This window comes from Thiomonas sp. TH-17, assembly GCF_057473305.1.
The window spans coordinates 1-2,208 of record NZ_JBYCKI010000168.1 but is presented as its reverse complement, the minus strand read 5'-3'; the positions used below and the strand labels follow the sequence as shown (position 1 = coordinate 2,208).

3 protein-coding genes are annotated in these 2,208 nt (G+C 65.4%); 1 reads left to right on the top strand and 2 read right to left on the bottom strand.

The annotated features are described in order from the left end of the window. Together AC2VLV_RS10420 and pyrE are read right to left on the bottom strand one after the other, a co-directional pair. Window positions 1-745, bottom strand: a 745-nt coding sequence (locus AC2VLV_RS10420) for a glycosyltransferase family protein (protein WP_486989918.1), incomplete at its 3' end; no start/stop codon positions are given. Between the two features lie 39 nt (window positions 746-784). Beyond that, window positions 785-1,429 (bottom strand): orotate phosphoribosyltransferase, encoded by a 645-nt coding sequence (gene pyrE / locus AC2VLV_RS10415; RefSeq protein ID WP_486989919.1) that lies wholly within the window; start codon window positions 1,427-1,429, stop codon window positions 785-787. Between the two features lie 161 nt (window positions 1,430-1,590). Here pyrE and AC2VLV_RS10410 point away from each other — a divergent pair. Continuing rightward, window positions 1,591-2,208: exodeoxyribonuclease III (locus AC2VLV_RS10410; RefSeq protein ID WP_486989917.1), on the top strand; the 618-nt coding region annotated here is incomplete at its 3' end.

Here is a 2,208-nt window from a genome sequence, read left to right as displayed (position 1 = left end):
TCTCTGACGGGCACAAATGGAACCAGTGCGCGTTCTGCAGGCGTTGCAGCGCCGCGTCGTCGAGATAATCGATGCGATGCTCGATGTTGGCGGCCGCCGCGCCTGGTGTGGCGCTCTTGGGATTTTGCACGACGGTCAAGCGTGGCCATTCCGGATGCCTGCGCCAAAGCTCCAACAGGCGCACGGTACCCTTGTGCTGGCTGCGCCCGGCGAGGTGAAAAAACGCGCGCTCGCGCGGCACCGAAGGATCGCGACGATCTTCGCTGGTGAAGCCGGTATAGCGCACGTTCCGGACGAGTGGCTCGAACAGGGCGAGCGCATGCTGCGTCTGCGCGAACACCGCATCGATGCGCGGCAGCAGAGCGCGGTCGCTGTCCAGGAACCACTCCGGGTGCGGCAGCAGCACGTTGTATCGCGCGGCCGGCAGGAATTCGGGGCGGATGTGCTGGATCAACAGATTGACGTCATGCCGCGCCCAGCCGCGATCGCCAAGCGCGTGATTCCATGCGTTGCGCGTGCCCAGCTTGATGCGCCGTCCCAGCTTGCGCCAGTTGCCGCGCCGCAAACCGGTCATGGTGACGTCGTGGCCGCTGGCGCGCAGCGCGCCGGCCAGCAGGCGCAGATGGCGGGACAAGCCAAGACCGTTATCCCAGGCGATCACGTTGACCCGCATCAGCTGCATCCGCATTCGATTCCGCGCACTGGCGCGAGTAGACACGCATGGTAACCAGCTGTCGGCGAACAACAAGCGCCTGCCGCGCGTGACGTGGCCGATGCCGCGTGTTCAGGCGACGCCGTAGCGTGCGCGATACGTCGCCAGCTCGGCGCTGATCGCGGCCAGATCGGGCTGCGTGTCCGCGTAGTCCATGACTTCGCTCAGGCCGGCAATGGCGAGCACGGGCACGTGATGTTCGTGGGCCAACTCCTGCGCGGCGGAGCGTTCGCCAGCGCCGCGTTCCTGACGATCCAGCGCGATCACCACGCCGGCGGGCGTGGCACCGTGCGCGCGGATCAGCGCCAGCGATTCGCGTACCGCGGTGCCTGCGGTCAGTACATCGTCGATCACCAGCACGCGCCCGGCCAGAGGCGCGCCGACGATCATCCCGCCTTCGCCATGATCCTTGGTTTCCTTGCGGTTGTAGGCCAGCGGCACATCGCGGTCGTGGCGCTCAGCCAGGGCAATGGCGGTGGTCGTGGCCAGCGGAATGCCTTTGTACGCGGGGCCGAACAGCATGTCGAAACTTACGCCCGAGGCTTCGATACAAGCAGCGTAGGCGGCACCGAGACGCGCCAGTCCGGCGCCCGTGGCGATCTGCCCGAGGTTGAAAAAGTAGGGACTCTGGCGCCCGGATTTCAGCGTGAAGCTGCCGAAACGCAACACCCCGGCGCGGTGCGCGAGGGCGATAAAATCGTGCTGGTAAGCATGCATGGGGATCACCGCGAGCCAAGTGACGGCATTATCGAGGTGAGGGCTGTACGGCGCATCCATGGGTTGCAGCCGCATCGCAAGCGTGGGGTTTGGTTTTCGTTCGTTGACTTCGCGCGCACCGGCGAGGCATGGTCGCGCCTGCTTCGTCGCCGAGCCCATACATGCGTATCCTGACCTTGAACGCCAACGGCATCCGCTCGGCCGCGCGCAAGGGTCTGTTCGAGTGGCTGCCGGCGCAGCAGGCCGATGTCGTGTGCGTGCAGGAAACCAAGGCGCAGGAAGCGCAGCTTGACGCGGCGCAGCGTCCTGCCGGCTATCACTGCCACTGGCACGACGCGCGCAGCAAGAAGGGCTATAGCGGTGTGGCGGTATTTTCGCGGCATGCGCCGGACGCGGTGCTGGATACGCTGGGCTGGGAGCCATTCGACTGCGAGGGGCGTTATCTCGAAGCGCGCTTCGGCACACTCAGCGTGGTATCGCTGTACCTGCCTTCGGGTTCCTCGGGTGAATTGCGCCAGGGCTTCAAGTTCAAGGTGATGGCGTGGTTTTCCGGAGTGCTCGATGGCTGGCTGCGCAGCGGCCGCGAGTATGTGCTGTGCGGTGACTGGAACATCGTGCGCAGCGCGCTGGATATCCGGAACTGGAAATCCAATCAGAAAAACTCGGGCTGTCTGCCCGAGGAACGCGCCTGGCTCAATCGCCTGGTCGAGGGGGCGGGTTGGATCGATACCTACCGCACACTCCGCTCCGGCGGTGAGGATTACACGTGGTGGTCGAAC

Coding starts and splice junctions, on each gene's coding strand:
- pyrE (WP_486989919.1), bottom strand. CDS start 1,429: ATGCATGCTTACCAGCACGATTTTATCGCCCTCGCGCACCGCGCCGGG.